General features: G+C 67.1%; 16 protein-coding genes and 1 riboswitch. Of the genes, 11 read left to right on the top strand and 5 right to left on the bottom strand.

What is annotated here, in order from left to right; translation table 11 throughout:
• Positions 1 to 19 precede the first annotated feature (19 nt).
• From AB4089_RS15905 to glyA, 5 genes are all read right to left on the bottom strand, one after another.
• A complete protein-coding gene (locus AB4089_RS15905) occupies positions 20 to 868 on the bottom strand; it encodes an ABC transporter permease (protein WP_441410244.1) in 849 nt (282 codons plus the stop codon).
• On the bottom strand, positions 865 to 1,737 hold the full coding sequence (locus tag AB4089_RS15900) for an ABC transporter permease (protein ID WP_441410336.1): 873 nt from the start codon (positions 1,735 to 1,737) through the stop codon (positions 865 to 867). The genes AB4089_RS15905 and AB4089_RS15900 overlap by 4 nt, the downstream gene beginning before the upstream one ends.
• Positions 1,738 to 1,747: 10 nt before the next feature.
• The gene (locus tag AB4089_RS15895; RefSeq protein ID WP_441410243.1) at positions 1,748 to 2,695 is read right to left on the bottom strand and encodes an ABC transporter ATP-binding protein; all 948 of its coding nucleotides are present in this window, start codon (positions 2,693 to 2,695) and stop codon (positions 1,748 to 1,750) included.
• Positions 2,696 to 2,865: 170 nt separating this feature from the next.
• A complete protein-coding gene (locus AB4089_RS15890) occupies positions 2,866 to 3,810 on the bottom strand; it encodes a bifunctional methylenetetrahydrofolate dehydrogenase/methenyltetrahydrofolate cyclohydrolase (protein ID WP_441410242.1) in 945 nt (314 codons plus the stop codon).
• A gap of 3 nt (positions 3,811 to 3,813) precedes the next feature.
• Positions 3,814 to 5,112 (bottom strand): serine hydroxymethyltransferase, encoded by a 1,299-nt coding sequence (glyA, locus tag AB4089_RS15885; protein ID WP_441410241.1) that lies wholly within the window; start codon positions 5,110 to 5,112, stop codon positions 3,814 to 3,816.
• A 186-nt stretch (positions 5,113 to 5,298) separates the two neighbouring features.
• A riboswitch (ZMP/ZTP riboswitch) is annotated at positions 5,299 to 5,385 on the bottom strand.
• 53 nt (positions 5,386 to 5,438) lie between these two features.
• Here glyA and purU point away from each other — a divergent pair.
• From purU to AB4089_RS15830, 11 genes are all read left to right on the top strand, one after another.
• Entirely contained in the window at positions 5,439 to 6,299 is an 861-nt protein-coding gene (gene purU / locus AB4089_RS15880) for a formyltetrahydrofolate deformylase (protein ID WP_441410240.1), read from the top strand.
• 21 nt (positions 6,300 to 6,320) lie between these two features.
• On the top strand, positions 6,321 to 6,746 hold the full coding sequence (locus AB4089_RS15875; RefSeq protein ID WP_441410239.1) for a class I SAM-dependent methyltransferase: 426 nt from the start codon (positions 6,321 to 6,323) through the stop codon (positions 6,744 to 6,746).
• A 118-nt stretch (positions 6,747 to 6,864) separates the two neighbouring features.
• A complete protein-coding gene (locus AB4089_RS15870) occupies positions 6,865 to 7,386 on the top strand; it encodes a gamma carbonic anhydrase family protein (protein ID WP_441410238.1) in 522 nt (173 codons plus the stop codon).
• 79 nt (positions 7,387 to 7,465) lie between these two features.
• Positions 7,466 to 8,656 (top strand): ROK family transcriptional regulator, encoded by a 1,191-nt coding sequence (locus tag AB4089_RS15865; protein WP_441410237.1) that lies wholly within the window; start codon positions 7,466 to 7,468, stop codon positions 8,654 to 8,656.
• 130 nt (positions 8,657 to 8,786) lie between these two features.
• Positions 8,787 to 10,367, top strand: a complete 1,581-nt coding sequence (mmsA, locus tag AB4089_RS15860; RefSeq protein WP_441410236.1) for a multiple monosaccharide ABC transporter ATP-binding protein — start codon at positions 8,787 to 8,789, stop codon at positions 10,365 to 10,367.
• A gap of 30 nt (positions 10,368 to 10,397) precedes the next feature.
• Positions 10,398 to 11,666: a multiple monosaccharide ABC transporter permease gene (mmsB, locus tag AB4089_RS15855; protein WP_441410235.1), complete on the top strand. Its 1,269-nt coding sequence runs from the start codon at positions 10,398 to 10,400 to the stop codon at positions 11,664 to 11,666.
• Positions 11,667 to 11,731: 65 nt separating this feature from the next.
• A complete protein-coding gene (locus tag AB4089_RS15850; protein ID WP_441410234.1) occupies positions 11,732 to 12,835 on the top strand; it encodes a substrate-binding domain-containing protein in 1,104 nt (367 codons plus the stop codon).
• Between the two features lie 199 nt (positions 12,836 to 13,034).
• Complete coding sequence (locus AB4089_RS15845) at positions 13,035 to 14,483, top strand: ABC transporter permease (RefSeq protein WP_441410233.1); 1,449 nt, start codon at positions 13,035 to 13,037, stop codon at positions 14,481 to 14,483.
• A gap of 2 nt (positions 14,484 to 14,485) precedes the next feature.
• Positions 14,486 to 15,193: an ABC transporter ATP-binding protein gene (locus tag AB4089_RS15840; protein WP_441410232.1), complete on the top strand. Its 708-nt coding sequence runs from the start codon at positions 14,486 to 14,488 to the stop codon at positions 15,191 to 15,193.
• Between the two features lie 244 nt (positions 15,194 to 15,437).
• Complete coding sequence (locus AB4089_RS15835; protein ID WP_441410231.1) at positions 15,438 to 16,508, top strand: Gfo/Idh/MocA family protein; 1,071 nt, start codon at positions 15,438 to 15,440, stop codon at positions 16,506 to 16,508.
• Positions 16,509 to 16,648: 140 nt separating this feature from the next.
• Positions 16,649 to 17,920, top strand: coding sequence for a hypothetical protein (locus tag AB4089_RS15830; protein ID WP_441410230.1), 1,272 nt, complete (start codon positions 16,649 to 16,651; stop codon positions 17,918 to 17,920).
• Positions 17,921 to 18,367: the final 447 nt, after the last annotated feature.

The raw sequence follows: 18,367 nt of genomic DNA, 5'->3' as shown, positions 1-18,367 counted from the left end.
GGATGGCTTGGAAGGATCCCTACTTGAGGAACAGTTTGCGCAGGCGGCTCGTGGTGAGCAGGACGCCGAGGGCGATCATCACGAGGTAGTACCCGATGTGCACGGCCGTGGCCGGGGTGAAGACGCCCACGCTGATCTGGCGCAACAGTTCCACGCCGTGCCACAGGGGCATGGCCTGGATGAGCCACTGGATGGACTGCGGGTAGACGCTGAGCGGGTAGAACGTGGCGCTGAAGAGGAACATCGGCAGCATCACGAAGTTGATCCAGTCCATTTGCTGGAAGGTCTTCATGAAGCTCGTGATCCCCATGCCGAAGCTCGCGAAGCCGAAGGCAATGAGCACCGAGGCCGGGATCATCAGGATGGCCCACGGCGTGGTGATCAGCCCCATCACGCCCATGACGGCCGTGAAGCCGGTCGCGTACATGGCCCCACGCAGCAGGGCCAGGAAGATCTCCCCCATGGCGACATCCAGCGGCCCCAGCGAGGTGTAGAGCATGCCCTGGTACAGCTTGGCGAAGTTCATCTTGAAGAAGACGTTCCAGGTGGAGTCATAGACAGCGCCGTTCATGGCGGAAACGGCCAGCAGCGCCGGAGCGATGTATGCGGCGTAGCTGATCTCCTGCCCGCCCGGGCCCTGGACGGAACCGACGATGGCACCCAGGCCCACGCCCATGGAGATCAGGTACAGCACGGGTTCGAAAAACCCGGAGACCATGACCATCCAGTTGCTGCTCTTGGTCGCCATGAGCCCGCGGGCCACGACGGCGCGGACGTTGCGGGAGTAGATGGGCCCGAAGCGCCGGCGGCGCGCCGCGTCGGTGACGCTGTGGTCGCCCGTGTTGAAACTTCCGGTCAGCACGCTCATGAGGCCATCCTTTTGGCGAACTGGCGCTTGGTCAGGATCCAGCCGACGACCGCCAGGCCCAGCAGGAAGAGGAGGTGGACGATGGTGAGCCACGGCGGTTCCTCGTAGCCGTAGCTGACCACGCGGCCCAGTTCCGTGCCGTGCCAGATCGGTGAGATCCAGCCGATCCAGCGGACGCCGAGCGGGAGCGTGTCCAGGGGAAAGAACGTGCCGGAGAACAGGAACAGCGGCATGACAATGAACCGCATGACCATGGCGAACTGGCCCTTGTCCTCCTTGATGGTGGCCGCGTAGGCCATGAGCGGCAGGCCGAAGGACAGGCCGGCGAGGGTGGCGATGAGGATCGAAACCCAGCCCCAGGCGCCGGGCGAGGCCCCGAACAGAGCGACGACGGCGAAGTAGATGGCCGACTGCAGCAGGAAGCGGACGGTCACGGCGATGACCTGGCCGCCTGCGATCTGTTCCGGAGTCAGCGGCGAGGCGTGCGGGCCGTAGTAGACGCGCCGCCATTTGAAGCCGTCCATGACGGGAAAAGTGAACTCGTTGGCGGCCGTCATGACGGCGGCCGAGATCAGCAGGGCCGGTGCGATGAACGTCAGGTAACTAACCCCACCGAACACGCCGGCGCCGTTGGCCTGGACCAGCGTGGCCAGGCCAACGCCCATCGCGAACAGGTAGGCCACCGGCTGACCCACGCCGTACATGACGATGGTCCAGCCGTAGCCCTTCATGACACGCAGGACCTGTTCGGCGTAGTAGAAGGCACCCCACTTCCGGGCGCGGGCGGCCGAGACCTCCGGCGAGTGCGCGCGCAGGGCCGGCGCCGCCGTCGTGCCTGCCGCCTGCGGTGCAGGCGTTACGCTGGTCAGCTGTGCCTTCTTAGTCAACGAGGCTCCTGCCGGTCAGGCGCAGGAAGACGTCTTCGAGCGAGGAGCGGCGGACCAGGGACGTGACCGGCCGCAGGCCGCGGGCGGTGACCTGCTCCAGGGCGGCCTCGCCGTCGTGGGCGTAGATGAGCACCCGGTCCGGCAAAGTCTCCAGGCGTTCGCCGATGCCCTCGAGCTCCGCGCCCACGCTGGCGTTGCGCTCCGAGCCGAAGCGCAGTTCAAGGACCTCCCGGGTGGAGTATTCGCGGATCAGGCTGGCAGGAGACCCCTCGGCCATGATCTTGCCCTTGTCCACCACGATCAGGCGGTCGCAGAGCTGTTCGGCCTCGTCCATGTAGTGCGTGGTGAGGATCAGGGTGACGCCCTGCTCCTTGAGCCGGAACAGCCGGTCCCAGAGGATGTGCCGTGCCTGCGGGTCCAGGCCCGTTGTCGGCTCATCCAGCAGCAGGATCCGGGGCTCGTTGATCAGCGAGCGGGCGATTGTCAGGCGGCGCTTCATGCCCCCGGACAGGGCGTCGACCTTGGACTTGGCTTTGTCGGTGAGCTGGGCGAATTCCAGCAGCTCGTCGGCCTTGGGTTTGAGGTAGCTCATGGGCAGGCCGAAGTAGCGGCCGTAGACCAGCAGGTTGTCCCGGACCTTCAGTTCCTCGTCCAGGTTGTCCTGCTGCGGCACCACGCCCAGGTGGGCGCGGACTTCCGGACCGTGTTGTTCGGGATCCAGGCCCATGATGCTCAGGCTGCCGGAGGTGCGCTGCGAGACCCCGCCGATCATCTTCATCGTGGTGGACTTGCCGGCGCCATTGGGGCCCAGCAGGCCGAAGGCTTCCCCGGCGGGGACGCGGAAGGAGATGCCGTCCACGGCGGTGACATCGCCGTAGCGTTTGGTGAGGTTCTCGGCGGTGATGACGTACTGCGGAGGGGCATCTGAGGGGCCGCTCACGCGCGATTCTTTCGAGACAAGTTCGGACACCCGCACCACGGTAGTGGATACCCGCAAACTATGAAAGAGTCTTTTCGTAAAATCTCCGGATGTATCCGTTCCGTTATGCCTTTAACGGCACAGGGCACCTGCTTCGCGGGAAGCAGGTGCCCTGTCATCAGGCGGGATCCTTAGGCGATCCCCGGGTGGCTTTCCGCCGCCAGGTGGCGCTCCGCGGTTTCCACCACGTTGGCCAGCAGCATGGCGCGGGTCATCGGACCCACTCCCCCGGGGTTGGGCGAAAGCCAGGCGGCGACGTCGGCCGCGGCGGGCTCAACGTCTCCGGTGACCACGGCCTTGCCGTTGCCGTCGTCAACCCGGCTGACGCCGACGTCGAGGACAATGGCGCCCGGCTTCAGGTCTGCCGCCTTGATCATGTGCGGCTGGCCGGCCGCGGCGATCACGACGTCGGCCTGCCGCAGTTCCGCCGGCAGGTCCGCCGTTCCGGTGTGGGCCAGGATAACCGTGGCGTTGACGTCCTTGCGGGTCAGCAGCAGGCCCACCGGCCGGCCGATGGTGACGCCGCGGCCGACCACGAGGACGCGCTTGCCCTTCAGGTCGATCCCGTGCCGGGTCAGCAGCTCCACGCAGCCCTTGGGCGTGCAAGGCAGCGGGGACTTCATGGGTCCGCTGACGTTGGCCACGAGCCGGCCCAGGTTCATCGGGTGCAGGCCGTCGGCGTCCTTCTCGGGATCCATGGCCTCCAGGACGACGTCCTGGTCGATGTGCTTGGGCAGCGGCAGCTGGACGATGTAGCCGGTGCACTCCGGGTTGGCGTTGAGCTCGCGGACCACGGCCAGGAGCTCCTCCTGGCTGGTCTCTTCCGGCAGGTCGCGGCGGATGGACGTGATGCCCACCTCGGCGCAGTCCCTATGCTTGCCGGCCACGTACCAGGTGCTGCCGGGATCGGAGCCCACCAGGATGGTGCCCAGTCCGGGGGTGATGCCCTTGGCCCTGAGTGCGGCCACGCGCTGGGTCAGTTCGGCCTTGATGGTTGCGGCGGTAGCCTTCCCGTCAAGGATTTGTGCAGTGTCAGCCGTTTTTGCAGCTGCTTTTGCGGTGTCAGCAGAAGTCATGGACTACCACTGCTCGTGCTGCGGGTACAGCGGGAAGTCGGCAGCGAGCTTGTCCACGCGTGCCTGCAGGGCCTCGATATCGGTGGCCGCGCCGGACTTCAGCGCCGTGGCGATGATGTCCGCAACCTCGGTGAATTCCTCGGCGCCGAAGCCGCGGGTGGCCAGGGCCGGGGTGCCGATGCGCAAGCCGGAGGTGACCATCGGCGGGCGGGGGTCGAACGGCACGGCGTTGCGGTTGACGGTGATGCCCACCGAGTGCAGGAGGTCCTCGGCCTGCTGGCCGTCCAGCTGGGAGTTGCGCAGGTCCACCAGGACCAGGTGCACGTCGGTGCCGCCGGTCAGGACCGAGACGCCGGCGCCGGCGACGTCGGCCTGGCCGAGGCGTTCGGCGATGATCTTGGCGCCTTCGAGCACGCGCTCCTGGCGTTCCTTGAATTCCTCGGTGCCGGCGATCTTGAAGGCCACGGCCTTCGCGGCGATCACGTGCATGAGCGGGCCGCCCTGCTGGCCGGGGAAGACTGCGGAGTTAAGCTTCTTGGCCCATTCCTGCTTGGCCAGGATCACGCCGGAGCGCGGACCGGACAGCGTCTTGTGCACTGTGGAGGTCACGACGTCGGAGTGCGGGACCGGGCTCGGGTGCAGCCCGGCGGCGACGAGGCCCGCAAAGTGCGCCATGTCGGTCCAGAGCAGGGCGCCGACCTCGTCGGCGATCGAGCGGAAGGCGGCGAAGTCGAGGTGCCGCGGGTAGGCGGACCAGCCGGCGATGATGACCTGGGGCTTTTCGGCGATTGCCTGCTCGCGCAGCTTGTCCATGTCGATCCGGAAGTTGTCTTCCTCGACCTGGTAGGCGGCTACGTTGTAGAGCTTGCCGGAGAAGTTCAGCTTCATGCCGTGGGTGAGGTGGCCGCCGTGGGCAAGGGAGAGGCCCAGAATCTTGTCACCCGGGGTGATCATGGCGGCGAGCGCTGCTGCGTTGGCCTGTGCGCCGGAGTGCGGCTGCACGTTGGCGTATTCGGCGCCGAAGAGATCCTTGACGCGGTCGATCGCGAGCTGCTCGGCGACGTCGACGTACTCGCAGCCGCCGTAGTAGCGGCGTCCCGGGTAGCCTTCGGCGTACTTGTTGGTCAGGACGGAACCCTGGGCTTCCATGACGGCGCGCGGGGCAAAGTTCTCGGAGGCGATCATTTCCAGGGTGCCGCGCTGGCGGCCAAGCTCCTGGGCCAGTACGGCGGCGATTTCAGGGTCGAGTTCGGCCAGCGGCTGGTTGCTCACGGCGGCTGAGGTGGCGGTAGTAGTAGTCACGAGGAACTCCTGGTAGGCAACGGGTACGGCTATTGGTCAGGCTACCGGCTGGCCTGTTGCACCGCTCTTTGATTACGGGCCCGTGGACAGCAAGACTGACAGCGGGCCGCGACAGCGGCGGATGGCACCCGCGTGGGAGCCTGCAACGGCCGTGGCAGCGCTGGTGCTGCCGACCGGTAAAACATGACCCTCGGCCCAGGCGTACGATCCGTGGTCTTCGTGAGTGCCGCTCCCTGATGGTTAGCCCATCCAACGCCAGTTGCGACGGGTTAACACTACCAAAACCCTTTCAAAACTGCCCCTGAAGCGCAGGTAGGCTGTTCTTCGTGACTGACCAGAACCTCACTGCCTCCTATATCCTCACCCTCTCCTGCCCCGACCGGCCCGGAATCGTGCACGCCGTCGCCGGGGCCCTCCTGGTGGCGGGCTGCAATATTACAGACTCCCAGCAGTACGGCAGCCAGGGCACAGGCACCTTCTTCATGCGGGTGGAGGCGACCACGGCGGCGTCCCTGGCGGAGCTGCAGGCGGCGCTCGAACCCGTGGCGCAGGCCTTCGGAATGCAGTGGAGCCTCAACCCGGCCGGCCGGAAGGTCCGCACCCTGCTGATGGCCAGCACGTCCGCGCACTGCCTGAACGATCTGCTGTTCCTGCAGCGCTCCGGCACCCTGCCGATTGAGATTCCGGCCATCGTCTCCAACCACCGCGACCTTGAGGGTCTGGCGGACTTCTACGGCATCCCGTTCCACCACATCCCCGTCACCCCGGACACCAAGGTCCAGGCAGAAGACGCCCTCCGGGTCCTGATGAAAGAGCACGACATCGAGCTCACCGTGCTGGCCCGGTACATGCAGATCATCTCCGACGAGCTGTGCGCCGACCTCACGGGTAAGGCCATCAACATCCACCACTCGTTCCTGCCCTCCTTCAAGGGGGCCAAGCCCTACCACCAGGCGCACGCCCGCGGCGTGAAGCTCATCGGCGCCACGGCGCACTACGTCACGGCCGCCCTGGATGAGGGCCCCATCATCGAGCAGGAAGTCATCCGCGTGGACCACCGGCGCACCGCTGAGCAGTTCGTCCAGATGGGCCGCGACGTGGAGGGCCGCACGCTCGCCCAGGCCGTGCAGTGGCACGCCGAGCACCGCGTCCTGCTCGACGGCAACCGGACGGTTGTCTTTAACTGAAACCGGTCCTTCACTAGGACTATGGGATCCACCCGGCGGGACCGGCTCGAATCGTTTGTGGCGCTGTTGAAGTCCGAGGGGCGGCACGGCGTGCTGGGGCTGGACTGCGGCCGGGGCGCCGACGGGCTGCATTTTGTACAGTCCGGCATCCATTTCACCGGCGTGGACTCCTCCGAGGAGAACATCCACGTCGCCCGGGCGCACGGGCTGGAGGCCTCGGTGGCCAGCCCGGAATCGCTGCCGTTCGCCGACGCCGCGTTTTCCTCGGTGTGGGCGGTGGACGCCCTGGCGGGCCTGGCCCCCGGGGAGTGGGACGACGTCGTCCGCGAACTGGGGCGCGTGGCGGAACCCGGCGCGCCGATCGCCGTCGTCCTCCCCGTCCACGACCCGCGCAGCGAGGGCCACAACCGCGGCGCGGGCTTCACGGTCCTCCGCGCCCCCGCCTGACCCATCCTTCCCGTTGCGCTATCACTTGTGGCGGTCCAGAGGCCCTTAAAGGGACCACAACTGACAGCTCAACGGCATTGGGGGGGGTGGCAGCCGGGAGGTGTCCTAGGCTGATGGCATGGCTCCCCTCTACGCATTCGCCGGCACCGCCCCGGCCGTCCATGACTCCGCCTTCATCGCACCCACGGCCTCCGTGATCGGCAACGCCACCTTGGCCGAGAACTCCAGCGCCTTCTACGGTGTCTCGGTCCGGGCCGACACCGCCGCGATCACCGTGGGCGCGGGCAGCAACCTGCAGGACAACGTGGTCCTGCACGCCGATCCCGGCTTCCCCTGCACGGTCGGGGCACGCGTCAGCGTCGGCCACAGCGCCGTTGTCCACGGCTGCACCGTCGAGGACGACTGCCTGATCGGCATGAGCGCCACCATCCTCAACGGGGCCGTGATTGGCGCGGGGTCCCTCATCGCCGCCGGCGCCGTGGTGCTGGAGGGCACTGTCATCCCGCCCCGCTCGCTGGTGGCAGGAGTTCCGGCCAAAGTCCGGCGCGAACTCAGCGACGAAGAGTTCGCCGGCGTCCAGCACAACGCGGAGCACTACCAGGAACTGGCACGGGCACACCGCGAACTCCACGGCGCCTGAGGTCCGCGGCGGCTGAGGCGGCCGTTACCGTTGCGTTAACTTCTTGACTACAAGCCGCGGATACGGCACGCTTCATAGCATGCCCTCACCAACGCGCTCAACGAGGAGCCGAACCAAGAACCCGGGATCGCAGTCCGCCCTCCGGCACCTGAACCAGCAGCGGATCATCGAATGCCTCCTCGCGGGACCGTCCACGCAGGCAGAACTGGCCCGGCAGACAGGCCTCTCCACCGCCACGGTCTCGAACATCGTCAAGATCATGCAGGACGCCGGTCTCGCCTCGACCGAGCCCATCACCAGCTCCGGGCGCCGGGCCCTGAACGTCCGGCTCAACAGCAACGGAGCGGTCGCCGTCGGGATCGACTTTGGCCGGCGCCACCTGCGCGTGGTGTTGGCCTCGCTCAGCTATCACGTGATCGCCGAGGAGTCGGTCCTGCTGCCCCTGGGCCACCACGCCGAGGAAGGCATCCAAGCCGCCGTCGGAGTGCTGGACCGGCTGCTCGCGGACAGCGGCGTAGAGCGCAGCGCCCTGGTGGGTGCCGGCGTCGGAATCCCCGGCCCCATCGACCGCCGCACCGGCACTGTGGCACAGGGGGCGATCCTGCCCGAATGGGTGGGCATCAACATCCTCAAACGCCTAGAAGAAGCGTTGCAACTGTCCGTATTCGTGGACAATGACTCCAACCTGGGCGCCCTCTCCGAGGTCACGTGGGGGCCGCACAGCGGCATCAGCAACCTGATGTTCCTCAAGATCGGCTCGGGTATTGGCGCGGGCCTGATCCTCAACGGCGCCCCCTACTACGGCAACGTCGGCATCACCGGCGAAATCGGCCATGCCACCATCCATGAACACGGGCTGATCTGCCGCTGCGGGAACCGCGGCTGCCTGGAAACCATCGCCTCCACCACCACCATGATCGAGCTCCTGAGCCGCGGCGAGGACCGGCCCCTGACGCCCGGGGACATCGTCCGCAAGGCCCTGGAACGGGACTCCGCGACACTCCGCGTGGTGGACGACGCCGGCCTCGCCGTCGGACGCGCCCTGGGCAACGTGGCGAACCTGATCAACCCCGAAGTCATTGTGGTCGGCGGCCCGCTGGCGGGGCTTGGCGAGCTGCTCCTGGACCCCATCCGGCGCGGCCTGATTCGCCACGCCGTGCCGGTGATCGGCGAGACCACCACCCTCACGATGTCGTCCCTGGGCGACCGCGCGGAGGCCCTCGGAGCCACGGCTCTGGTCTTCCAACACGCGGGAATCCGGCGCAACTAATCATTTTGTTATCCGCCCGTTGCGTTAAAGACTTGACGACAAGGGCGTGATCCAGTTTACTTTTCCATCAGACGGCCCTGCGGTTTGCAGGGGCGGACAACGAAGTCATGCATTGGAGGCGTAAGGGCAGATGACGTCCCTCAACACGCACAGTGAGCCGCTAATCCTCGAGATGCGCTCCATCACCAAGGAGTTCCCCGGCGTTAAAGCTTTGGCCGATGTGAGCCTGCGGGTGAAGGCAGGCGARATCCACGCCATCTGCGGYGAGAACGGCGCCGGMAAATCGACCCTCATGAAGGTCCTGTCGGGGGTCTACCCCTTCGGCACGTACACCGGCGACATCGTTTACCAGAACGAGGTCCAGGAGTTCAAGGACATCCGCGCCAGCGAGCACGCCGGGATCGTGATCATCCACCAGGAACTCGCGCTCATCCCCGAACTGTCCATCATGGAGAACATCTTCCTCGGCAACGAGCCGACCAAGCGCGGGGTGATCGACTGGGCCGAGGCCCGGCTGCGGTCCACCGAACTGCTGGCCCGGGTGGGGCTGCGGGAGGACCCGGACACCCCGATCAAGGAGATCGGCGTCGGCAAGCAGCAGCTCGTGGAAATCGCGAAGGCGCTGAACAAGTCCGTGAAGCTCCTGATCCTGGACGAGCCCACCGCCGCACTGAACGAATCCGATTCCCAGCACCTGCTGGACCTGATGCTGGGCCTGAAGGGCCGGGGCATCACCTCGATCATCATTTCCCACAAACTCAACGAGATCGAACAGATCGCCGATGAGATCACGATCATCCGCGACGGCAAGTCGATCGAGACGCTGAACGTCAAGGCCGACGGCGTCGACGAGGACCGGATCATCAAGGGCATGGTGGGCCGGACGCTGGAATCCCGGTTCCCGGACCACGAGCCGAAGATCGGCGAGGTGCTCTTCGAAGTGAAGGACTGGAACGTCGGGCATCCGCAGGTCCAGGACCGCCTGGTCTGCAAGAACTCCAGCTTCTTCGTCCGCCGGGGCGAGATCGTCGGCTTCGCCGGCCTGATGGGGGCCGGCCGCACCGAGCTGGCCCGGTCCGTGTTCGGCCGCTCCTACGGCCGCTTCATCTCCGGCCAGGTCTTCAAAGACGGCAAGGAACTGCAGCTCAAGAACGTCCGCCAGGCAATCGACGCCGGGCTGGGATACGTCACGGAGGACCGCAAATCCCTGGGCCTGAACCTGCTGGATGACATCAAAGCGACCACCGTCTCGGCGAACCTGCGAAAGATCAGCAAGCATTTCGTGGTGGACAAGAACAAGGAATACGCCGTCGCGGAGGAATACCGGAAGTCGCTGCGGACCAAGACCCCTTCGGTGGAGGAAGGCGTCGCAAAGCTCTCCGGCGGCAACCAGCAGAAGGTGGTGCTGGCGAAGTGGATGTTCACCGACCCGGACGTGCTGATCCTGGACGAGCCCACCCGAGGGATCGACGTCGGTGCCAAGTACGAGATCTACGGCATCATCCAGAGGCTGGCCAACGAGGGCAAAGCCGTGATCGTCATTTCCTCGGAACTGCCCGAGCTGCTGGGCCTCTCAGACCGGATCTACACGATTTTCGAAGGCGCCATCACCGGCGTGCTGACCAAGGACGAAGCCAGCCAGGAAAACCTCATGAAGCTCATGACGTCCGCCCGCAAGACTGCATCGCCCACTGGGACCATCCAGAACTAGCCGAACTACCCGGAAACAAGGACTGAAACAATGAACGCGCTCAAGAAGCTCTTTGGCGGCAACACCCGTCAATTCGGCATGATCTTCGCCCTGGTTGCGCTGATCGTGTTCTTCGAGATTTTCACGGAGGGCCGCACGCTCACGTCGGGCAACGTCATCAACCTCTTCAACGGCAACTCCTACATCCTGATCCTCGCCATCGGCATGGTGCTGGTCATCATCGCCGGCCACATCGACCTCTCCGTCGGCTCCGTCGCGGCCTTCGTGGGCGTCTGCGTTGCCCTCTTCATCCGCGACTGGGGAATGCCCTGGTACATCGGCATCCTGATGGGGCTGGGGCTGGGCGTCCTGATCGGGGCCTGGCACGGATTCTGGGTCGCCTACGTCGGCATTCCCGCGTTCATCGTCACGCTCTCCGGCATGCTGATCTTCCGCGGCGCCAACCAGTTCGTCGGCAAGTCGAACACCATCCCGGTCCCCGGCGACTTCCAGTACATCGGCTCCGGCTACCTGCCTGAGATCGGCCCGAAGACCGGATACAACAACCTCACCCTGCTGATTGGCCTGCTGGCCGTCGCGTACGTGATCTTCAGCGAGATCCGCTCCCGCCGCGCCGCCAAGGAACTCGGCGCCGATGTTCCCGAAGCCTGGATCAGCATCCTCAAGCTGGTCCTGGTCTGCGGCGCCATCCTCTACGCCACGTACCTCTTCGCCACCGGCCGGCCCGGCACCTCGTTCCCGATCCCGGGCCTGATCCTCGCCGTCCTGATCCTCATCTACGGCTTCATCTCCTCCAAGACGGTCATCGGCCGCCACATCTACGCCGTCGGCGGCAACCGGCACGCCGCCGAGCTCTCCGGCGTCCAGTCCAAGAAGGTCAACTTCCTGGTCATGATGAACATGTCCATCCTCGCCGGCCTCGCAGGCATGATCTTCGTCGGCCGCTCCACCGCATCGGGGCCGTTCGACGGCGTCGGCTGGGAATTGGACGCCATCGCTGCTGTGTTTATCGGCGGCGCCGCGGTTACCGGCGGCGTGGGCACCGTGATCGGCTCGATCATCGGTGGCCTGGTCATGGCCGTGCTGAACAACGGCCTGCAGCTCCTGGGCGTCGGCGCCGACCTCACCCAGATGATCAAGGGCCTGGTCCTGCTGATCGCCGTCGCGTTCGACGTCTACAACAAGACCCAGAGCAAGAAGTCGGTCATCGGCATGCTGATGAAGAACTTCGGCCGCAGCAGCGAGATCAAGGCCGACGAAACCACCCAGACCAAAGAGGTCATCTCCCGGGGGATCTGATTCACTCCCCCGGCCCCGAATTCCCATAGTTCTCCGCACACCACCAAAAGAAAGTGAACCAAGCAATGCGAATGATTGGTAAAGCAGGAAAGGCAGCAGCAATCGCTGCTATTGCGGCACTGGCGCTGACAGCCTGCGGCCGTTCGGACACCGGGACTACCGGCGGTTCAACCACCGGAGGCGAGGCGTTCCCCAAGGGCTCCGCGATCGGCGTCGCACTTCCCCAGAAGACCTCGGAAAACTGGGTCCTGGCGGAGCAGCTGTTCAACGACGGCCTCACCAAGGCCGGTTACAAGCCGGATGTTCAGTTCGCCAACGGCGGCGTTTCGGAGCAGCAGAACCAGATCAGCGCCATGATCACCAAGGGCGACAAGGTCATCATCGTCGGCGCCATCGACGGTGCGCAGCTGGGCACCCAGCTCCAGCAGGCCAAGGACGCCGGCGCCACGATCATCGCGTATGACCGTCTGCTCCTGAACACCCCGAACGTGGACTACTACGTGGCCTACGACAACTTCAAGGTCGGTGTACTCCAGGGCCAGGCCCTGCTGGACGGAATGAAGGCCAAGAAGCCGGACGGCCCGTACAACATCGAGCTGTTCGCAGGTTCCCCTGATGACGCCAACGCGAAGGTCTTCTTCGACGGCGCCATGAGCGTCCTGAAGCCCAAGATCGACGACGGCACGCTGAAGGTCCTCTCCGGCCAGTCGACCTTCGAGCAGGCAGTTACCCAGGGCTGGAAGGCAGAGAACGCCCAGAAGCGCATGGACACCCTGCTCGCCGGAACCTACGGCACTGCATCGCTGGACGGCGTACTGTCCCCGAACGACACCCTGGCCCGCGCGATCATCACCTCGGTCAAGGCCGCCGGCAAGCCGATCCCGGTTGTCACGGGCCAGGACTCCGAGGTTGAGTCCGTCAAGTCCATCATGGCGGGCGAGCAGTACTCCACCATCAACAAGGACACCCGCGCGCTCGTTGAGCACTCGATCGTCATGGTCAACGACATCCAGGCAGGCAAGAAGCCGGAGATCAACGACGACAAGTCCTACAACAACACGGTCAAGGTTGTTCCGGCCTACCTGCTTGAGCCGGTCATCGTGACACAGGCCAACGTGCACACGGCCTACGCCAACGATCCGGTACTCGGACCGATCACCAAGCAGTAGTTCCTTAGCCAGGCGCCCCTTCCACGGGCGCCGGACAGGCACAAGAGCCCCGGCTCTCCCGCAAGGGAGGGCCGGGGCTCTTGCGTTGACTGCGCTTCACAGCGGATCCATAGCTTCGCCGGGAGGTTCGCACAGCGGCCCGTACCACTGTGGGACCAGCGCCGGGCATTGGGTCCGGCAACAGACACATAGGAGTACCGTGAGCGTTCTTGCCCGGAGTGTAGGCAACGCCTTTCGAAACAAGGTCAGGACCGCCGCCGTGGTGGCCGTGCTGGCCGTAGCCATCGGCCTTGCCCTTGCCATGCTCGTGGCCAACCAGGCCGTCACCGGCAAGGTCGCCGAGCTGAACGCCTCGGTGGGCACGGTTCTGACCGTGAATCCGGCCGGCGGCCAGGGCTTCGAGGGCGGCGGCGAACCGCTGACCTCGGCGCAGGCGGCCACCGCCGCCGCGGTCCCGAACGTCAGCAGCGTGGTCGGCACCAAGGCGCTGCGCCTGCGCAACGCCGCCGAAATTGCGGCCGAGGCCGCGTCCGGGCGCACAGGCCAGGGCGGCCCCGGTGGACAGTCGGCCACATCAGTCACCACGAGCCTCACGGCCGCCGTCGACGCCGGTACGCTCGGCAACCGTAACCAAGCCAGTACCGGCACCTCGGGCACCTCCGGAACAACTGGCACAACCGGCAGCGGCACGGCCGCGGCGCCCACGTTCTCGCTGCCCGTCACGGCCACGGGCATCGGCGCCGAGGTGGACTCCACCGGCAAGGCCCTGCAGCTGACCCAGGGTACTGGCCTGGGCGACTACACCGCCGCGTCCACCGGCGCCCTGCTGGGCACCACGCTGGCCACCAAGAACGGCCTTGGCGTCGGCTCGACCTTCACCATCGCCGATCAGACGTTCACCGTCAAGGGACTGTTCGACGCCGGGACCGCCTTCGGCAACAACGCCCTCTACGTGACGCTTCCGACCGCCCAGACCCTCGCCGCACTGCCGGACGAACTCTCCACCATGATCGTCACCGTCAACAGCATGGAAAACGTCGACGCCGCCAAGACCGCCCTCCAGGCGGCCCTGGGCTCGGACAAGGCCGACGTCACCCAGGGACAGCGGAACCTTGAGACCGCCGTCAGCTCGCTGGACAGCGTCAAGAACATTTCCTTCATCGCCTTCGTCGCCGCCCTTGGCACCGCCGGCCTGATCATCCTGCTGATCATGGTCATGCTGGTCCGCGAACGCCGCCGCGAGATCGGCGTCCTGAAGGCCATCGGCGCCCCCAACCGCACCATCGGCCTGCAGTTTGTGCTCGAGGCCCTGGTCCTGGTGGCCCTGGGCAGCGTGGTGGGCGCGGCCGTCGCCTCCTTTGCCAGCGGCGGCATCGCCAGCGCCCTCATCAGCTCAAGCAGCTCCAGCACGAGCGCGGCGACCGGCCAGCGCGGCGGCCCGGGCGGTTTCGCCGGCGGGTTCCCCGGCGGCCAGGGCGGACCCCTCGGCGGGGCGAGCCAGCTGCTGACCTCCGTGACGGCGAGCGCCTCCCCCGGCGTCATCGCCGCCGGCATCGCCGCGGTGTTCGGCGTCGCCATCATCGGGGCCCTCGTCCCGGCCCTGCTCACCGCACGCATCCGTCCCATCGAAGTCCTCCGAGGAGAATAGCCATGATCGAAGTCAAGAACCTGGTCCGCACGTTCAAGTCCGGCGACCGGACCATCAAGCCGGTGAACGACGTCAGCTTCGAGCTCGAACAGGGCACGCTGGCCTCGATCGTGGGCAAGAGCGGCAGCGGCAAGAGCACCCTACTCTCCCTGCTCGGAGCCCTGGACAAGCCCACCAGCGGCGATGTAGTGGTCAACGGCGTGAGCCTGGCCAGCATGCCGGACGGGAAGCTGACCAACTACCGCCGCCGTGACATCGGATTCGTGTTCCAGCAGTTCAACCTGATTCCGAACCTCTCGGCCGTGGACAACGTGATGCTGCCGATGGAGTTTGCCGGGGTGCGCAAGTCCGTCCGGGCCGAACGCGCCCGGGCGCTGCTCGAACAGGTCCAGCTCGACCCGGACAAGCACGTGCGGCGCATCAACCGGCTCTCAGGCGGCGAGCAGCAGCGGGTGGCGATCGCCCGGGCGCTGGCCAACGAACCCAAGCTGATCCTGGCCGATGAGCCCACGGGCAACCTGGACGAGCAGACCGGTGAGCACATCATCGAGCTGCTCAGCACGCTCAGCCGGGACCACAACACCACCATCCTCGTGGTCACCCACGACCGCGCCCTGGCCAACAAGACGGACCGGCGCTTCCGGCTCCAGCAGGGCCGGCTCACGGAGGAATCGGTCCGGCCCCGGGCGACGGTGGCCGTCACCGGCTGAGGTCCGCCCGGCGCCTCTCCGGCGCCGGGGCTGCGGCGCCGTYCCGGCGTCGGAGCGGCGGGCGGGCCTTGGGGGTCCGCCCGCGGCTCCGGCGTCGAACGGCCCGAACTACACCTCCTGAACTGAACCCCTTACCTGAACCCCTGAACTGAACGCCCGGCGTCGAACCTCCGGCGTTTATCCTCCGGCGTGCCAGGGCCGGCGACAGCGCGGACCTTCCGCCCCCGGGTGAGAAGATGGCACCATGTCTGCCCTCATCGCCAAGCCGTGGCTGTTCAGCCAGCCGGACCAGGATCCCCGCACAGCCACCGGCGCCAGGCTGCGCTGGGGCATCATCGCAACCGGCGGGATCGCCGCCGCCGTCACCCGCGACCTTGAATTGCTGTCCGATGCGGAACTCTACGCCGTCAGCTCCCGCACCCAGGAGGCGGCCGATGCCTTTGCAGCCGACTACGGCTTTGTCCGCGCCTACGGTGACGGGGACGGGGTGAGCGGCTATGACCGCCTGCTGGCGGACGACGGCGTCGACGTCGTCTACGTCGCCACGCCGCACGCCCACCACCACCGGATCGCCCTTGCAGCCCTCAACGCCGGCAAGCATGTGCTGTGCGAGAAGGCCCTCACCGTCAACGCCCGGGAGGCCGCCGAGCTGATCGCTGTGGCCCGGGCAAAGGGCCTGTTCCTGATGGAGGCGGTGTGGAGCCGGTTCCTGCCCAGCATGCAGCGGGCGTTCGAGATCGCTGCCTCGGGCGAGATCGGCGAGGTCAAATGGGTCGGCGCCGACCTCGGTTTCCCGGCGCCCTACTCCCCCGCTTCCCGGCTCTGGTCGCCCAAGGACGGCGGCGGCGCCCTGCTGGACCTGACGGTGTACCCGCTGCTCTGGGCTCTGGGCACCTTGGGGTTCCCGCAAACCGTCAGCGCCACCGGCTGGCTCAACGACGACGGCGTGGACGCCCAGAACGCCCTGACCCTTGGCTACCACCATGGCGCCCAGGCCCAACTGACGTCCTCGCTGCTGGCGCATGGACCCCGCACGGCCACGGTCGCCGGCAGCCAGGGCTATCTGCAGGCCTCCGGCTCCATCAACAACCCCAAGGAATTGCTCATCAGGATCGGCTTCGACGATCCCCGCACCGAGCAGTTCTCGGTGGTCGGGCGGGGCTACACCTACGAGCTCCGCGAGGTCACCCGGTGCATCCAGCAGGGACTCACTGAGAGCCCGGTCATGCCGCTGGAGGACTCCCTGAACACGATGCGGCTTTTCGACGGTGTCCGCGCGCAACTTGGAGTGAGCTACCCGAACGACGCCCACTGACCCGGGCCCGCGGGCGTCGGAACCGGCTGCATGCCAAGTGTCTCAGTCTGCGCACAGTTTCGGCTCTACTCTGGACTCTCCTTGGGGGCCGACTTACCCTGTAGGCAATCGTCCAGTCTTCCGGGAGCGGGGGTGCGCGCATGGAACCTGCAGCTGCGTCCTTCCGCGCGGGCCGCATCCTGCGCCCCTCGGGCCACTTGCGCCCCGTGCGCCGCGTGCTCCTGGCGGCCGTCGCCGGCGCCGCATGGCTGACGCTCTCCGCCGCCGCCGCGCAGGCGGATGACGCCTGCACGTTCCCCGGGCCGGCGGAGTACGCCGGGTCTACAGCGCCCGCCGCCGGCTGCGCGGACGCGGACGACCTCCCCGTTCCGGCCTTCGACGGCCTGGTCTCCCTGGACATCGCCCCGGCCCCGGCGCACACGTGGTCGGCGGGCGCCGTTCCCTGCCTGCAGGTTGCCGCCGCGGCCGAGCCCGCCGCTGCCGACGCCGCAGTCACAGACGCGCCGCCGCCCGCGACCCAGCCGGGCGACGTGGATCCGGCCGGCACGGACCCGGCCAACACAGACCCAACGGCGCCAGCACCCGCGCTCCCCGGACCAATAGTCACCCCGCCGGCAACCGTGCCGGTGGTGGACCCCGGTGTCCCGGGTGCGGTTCCTGCCGTCCCGGACCCCGGAATTGTCCCGCCGGTCGTTGACCCCTCGGCCCCGTCTCCCGTCGTCGATCCGCCGGTGGTGGACCCCGCGGTCCCGATTCCCGATCCGGTCCCTCTGCCCGGCGACCCGGCGGCGACACCGGCAGGGACCCCGGCGGGGACTCCTGCAGCTGTCGACGGCGCATCGCCGTCGGCGGGCAACCCCACCGCCGGGTCCTCAAACGCGGGCACAGCAAACGCGGGTACACCCAACGCGGGCACCGCAACCCCGGACGCAGTAAATGCAGGCACGGCAAAGGCGGCCGCCGGAAAGACGGGTCCGGCCGAGGCAACATCGCCGGCACCTTCGGCGTCTGGTGGCTCCGGGACGGCCGCTCTACCTGCGGCCTACCGTGCCCCGGTGGCGTATTCTGCCTGGCTGGTCCCTGAACGACGCCCCGCGGCGGCACCGGTTGCGGCAGGCGCCGCCCCTCCGGCGGAGCCTCCCGCCGGAACGGGCGAGCCACCGGCTCCCGCCGGCAACCCGGGTCCGAGCCCGTGGCATGGCGGTACGGGCCTGCCTGTGCCTGACGCACTCCCGCCTGCTCCGGGCTCCGGGTCCGGCAGCGGGCACACGGCCAACGGGCCAACAGGAACGGCGGCGTGGATGCCCAGCCTGTTCTTCAGCCTGCCCACGACAGGTGCCGACCCCATCAGCGGTCCGCTCCAGCACGAGTACTCAGCCGTTTGCGCTGATCCGGGTTCTTCTCCCGACTAATCGGGCCGTCTCTGCCTCCACAGAGCACGGCCCGTCGGGCTGCCTTGGCCGCCCGCTAACAGTCACCCAGGAGAACTCCCCATGGACTCCACCGTCCGCCGCCGGGTTTCCGGCACCCCAAATGCTTCCGGCCTGATCCCGTCAGCGCCTTCACCGTCAGCGCCTTCACCGTTCCCCGCGTCCCTGCCCGCATCCGGGCCGTTCCGGGATGGACTGCACTCCCCCGCGCACCAGGAACGCTCCGGTCCGCGTCCGCGTCCCGGGTGCAGACCGCGGCCGCCGTAACGCATGCCCCGCTCCCGTTGAGGTCTTGTAACCGCCGGAGCGAGGTCGTTGGGTCCGCTGGGGGACCCAACGGCAAGCACTGGCTCCGGCGGTAAGGCCCTGCGGATGAGCGGATCGGCAGAATTAGGCCATGCAATACGTCTAGAACTGCGCTTCCATGCC

It is taken from the genome of Arthrobacter sp. 2MCAF15 (assembly GCF_052115605.1).
Taxonomy (GTDB): domain Bacteria; phylum Actinomycetota; class Actinomycetes; order Actinomycetales; family Micrococcaceae; genus Arthrobacter.
Note: the sequence above shows the minus strand (reverse complement) of the source record. Positions and strands in the feature narration are given on the sequence as shown.

Bases quoted from the DNA above. Each gene is read 5' to 3' on its own strand.
- AB4089_RS15905 (WP_441410244.1), bottom strand. From the start codon at position 868: ATGAGCGTGCTGACCGGAAGTTTCAACACGGGCGACCACAGCGTCACC.
- AB4089_RS15890 (WP_441410242.1), bottom strand. From the start codon at position 3,810: ATGACTTCTGCTGACACCGCAAAAGCAGCTGCAAAAACGGCTGACACT.
- AB4089_RS15875 (WP_441410239.1), top strand. From the start codon at position 6,321: ATGGGATCCACCCGGCGGGACCGGCTCGAATCGTTTGTGGCGCTGTTG.
- AB4089_RS15870 (WP_441410238.1), top strand. From the start codon at position 6,865: ATGGCTCCCCTCTACGCATTCGCCGGCACCGCCCCGGCCGTCCATGAC.
- AB4089_RS15865 (WP_441410237.1), top strand. From the start codon at position 7,466: ATGCCCTCACCAACGCGCTCAACGAGGAGCCGAACCAAGAACCCGGGA.
- mmsB (WP_441410235.1), top strand. From the start codon at position 10,398: ATGAACGCGCTCAAGAAGCTCTTTGGCGGCAACACCCGTCAATTCGGC.
- AB4089_RS15850 (WP_441410234.1), top strand. From the start codon at position 11,732: ATGCGAATGATTGGTAAAGCAGGAAAGGCAGCAGCAATCGCTGCTATT.
- AB4089_RS15840 (WP_441410232.1), top strand. From the start codon at position 14,486: ATGATCGAAGTCAAGAACCTGGTCCGCACGTTCAAGTCCGGCGACCGG.
- AB4089_RS15835 (WP_441410231.1), top strand. From the start codon at position 15,438: ATGTCTGCCCTCATCGCCAAGCCGTGGCTGTTCAGCCAGCCGGACCAG.
- AB4089_RS15830 (WP_441410230.1), top strand. From the start codon at position 16,649: ATGGAACCTGCAGCTGCGTCCTTCCGCGCGGGCCGCATCCTGCGCCCC.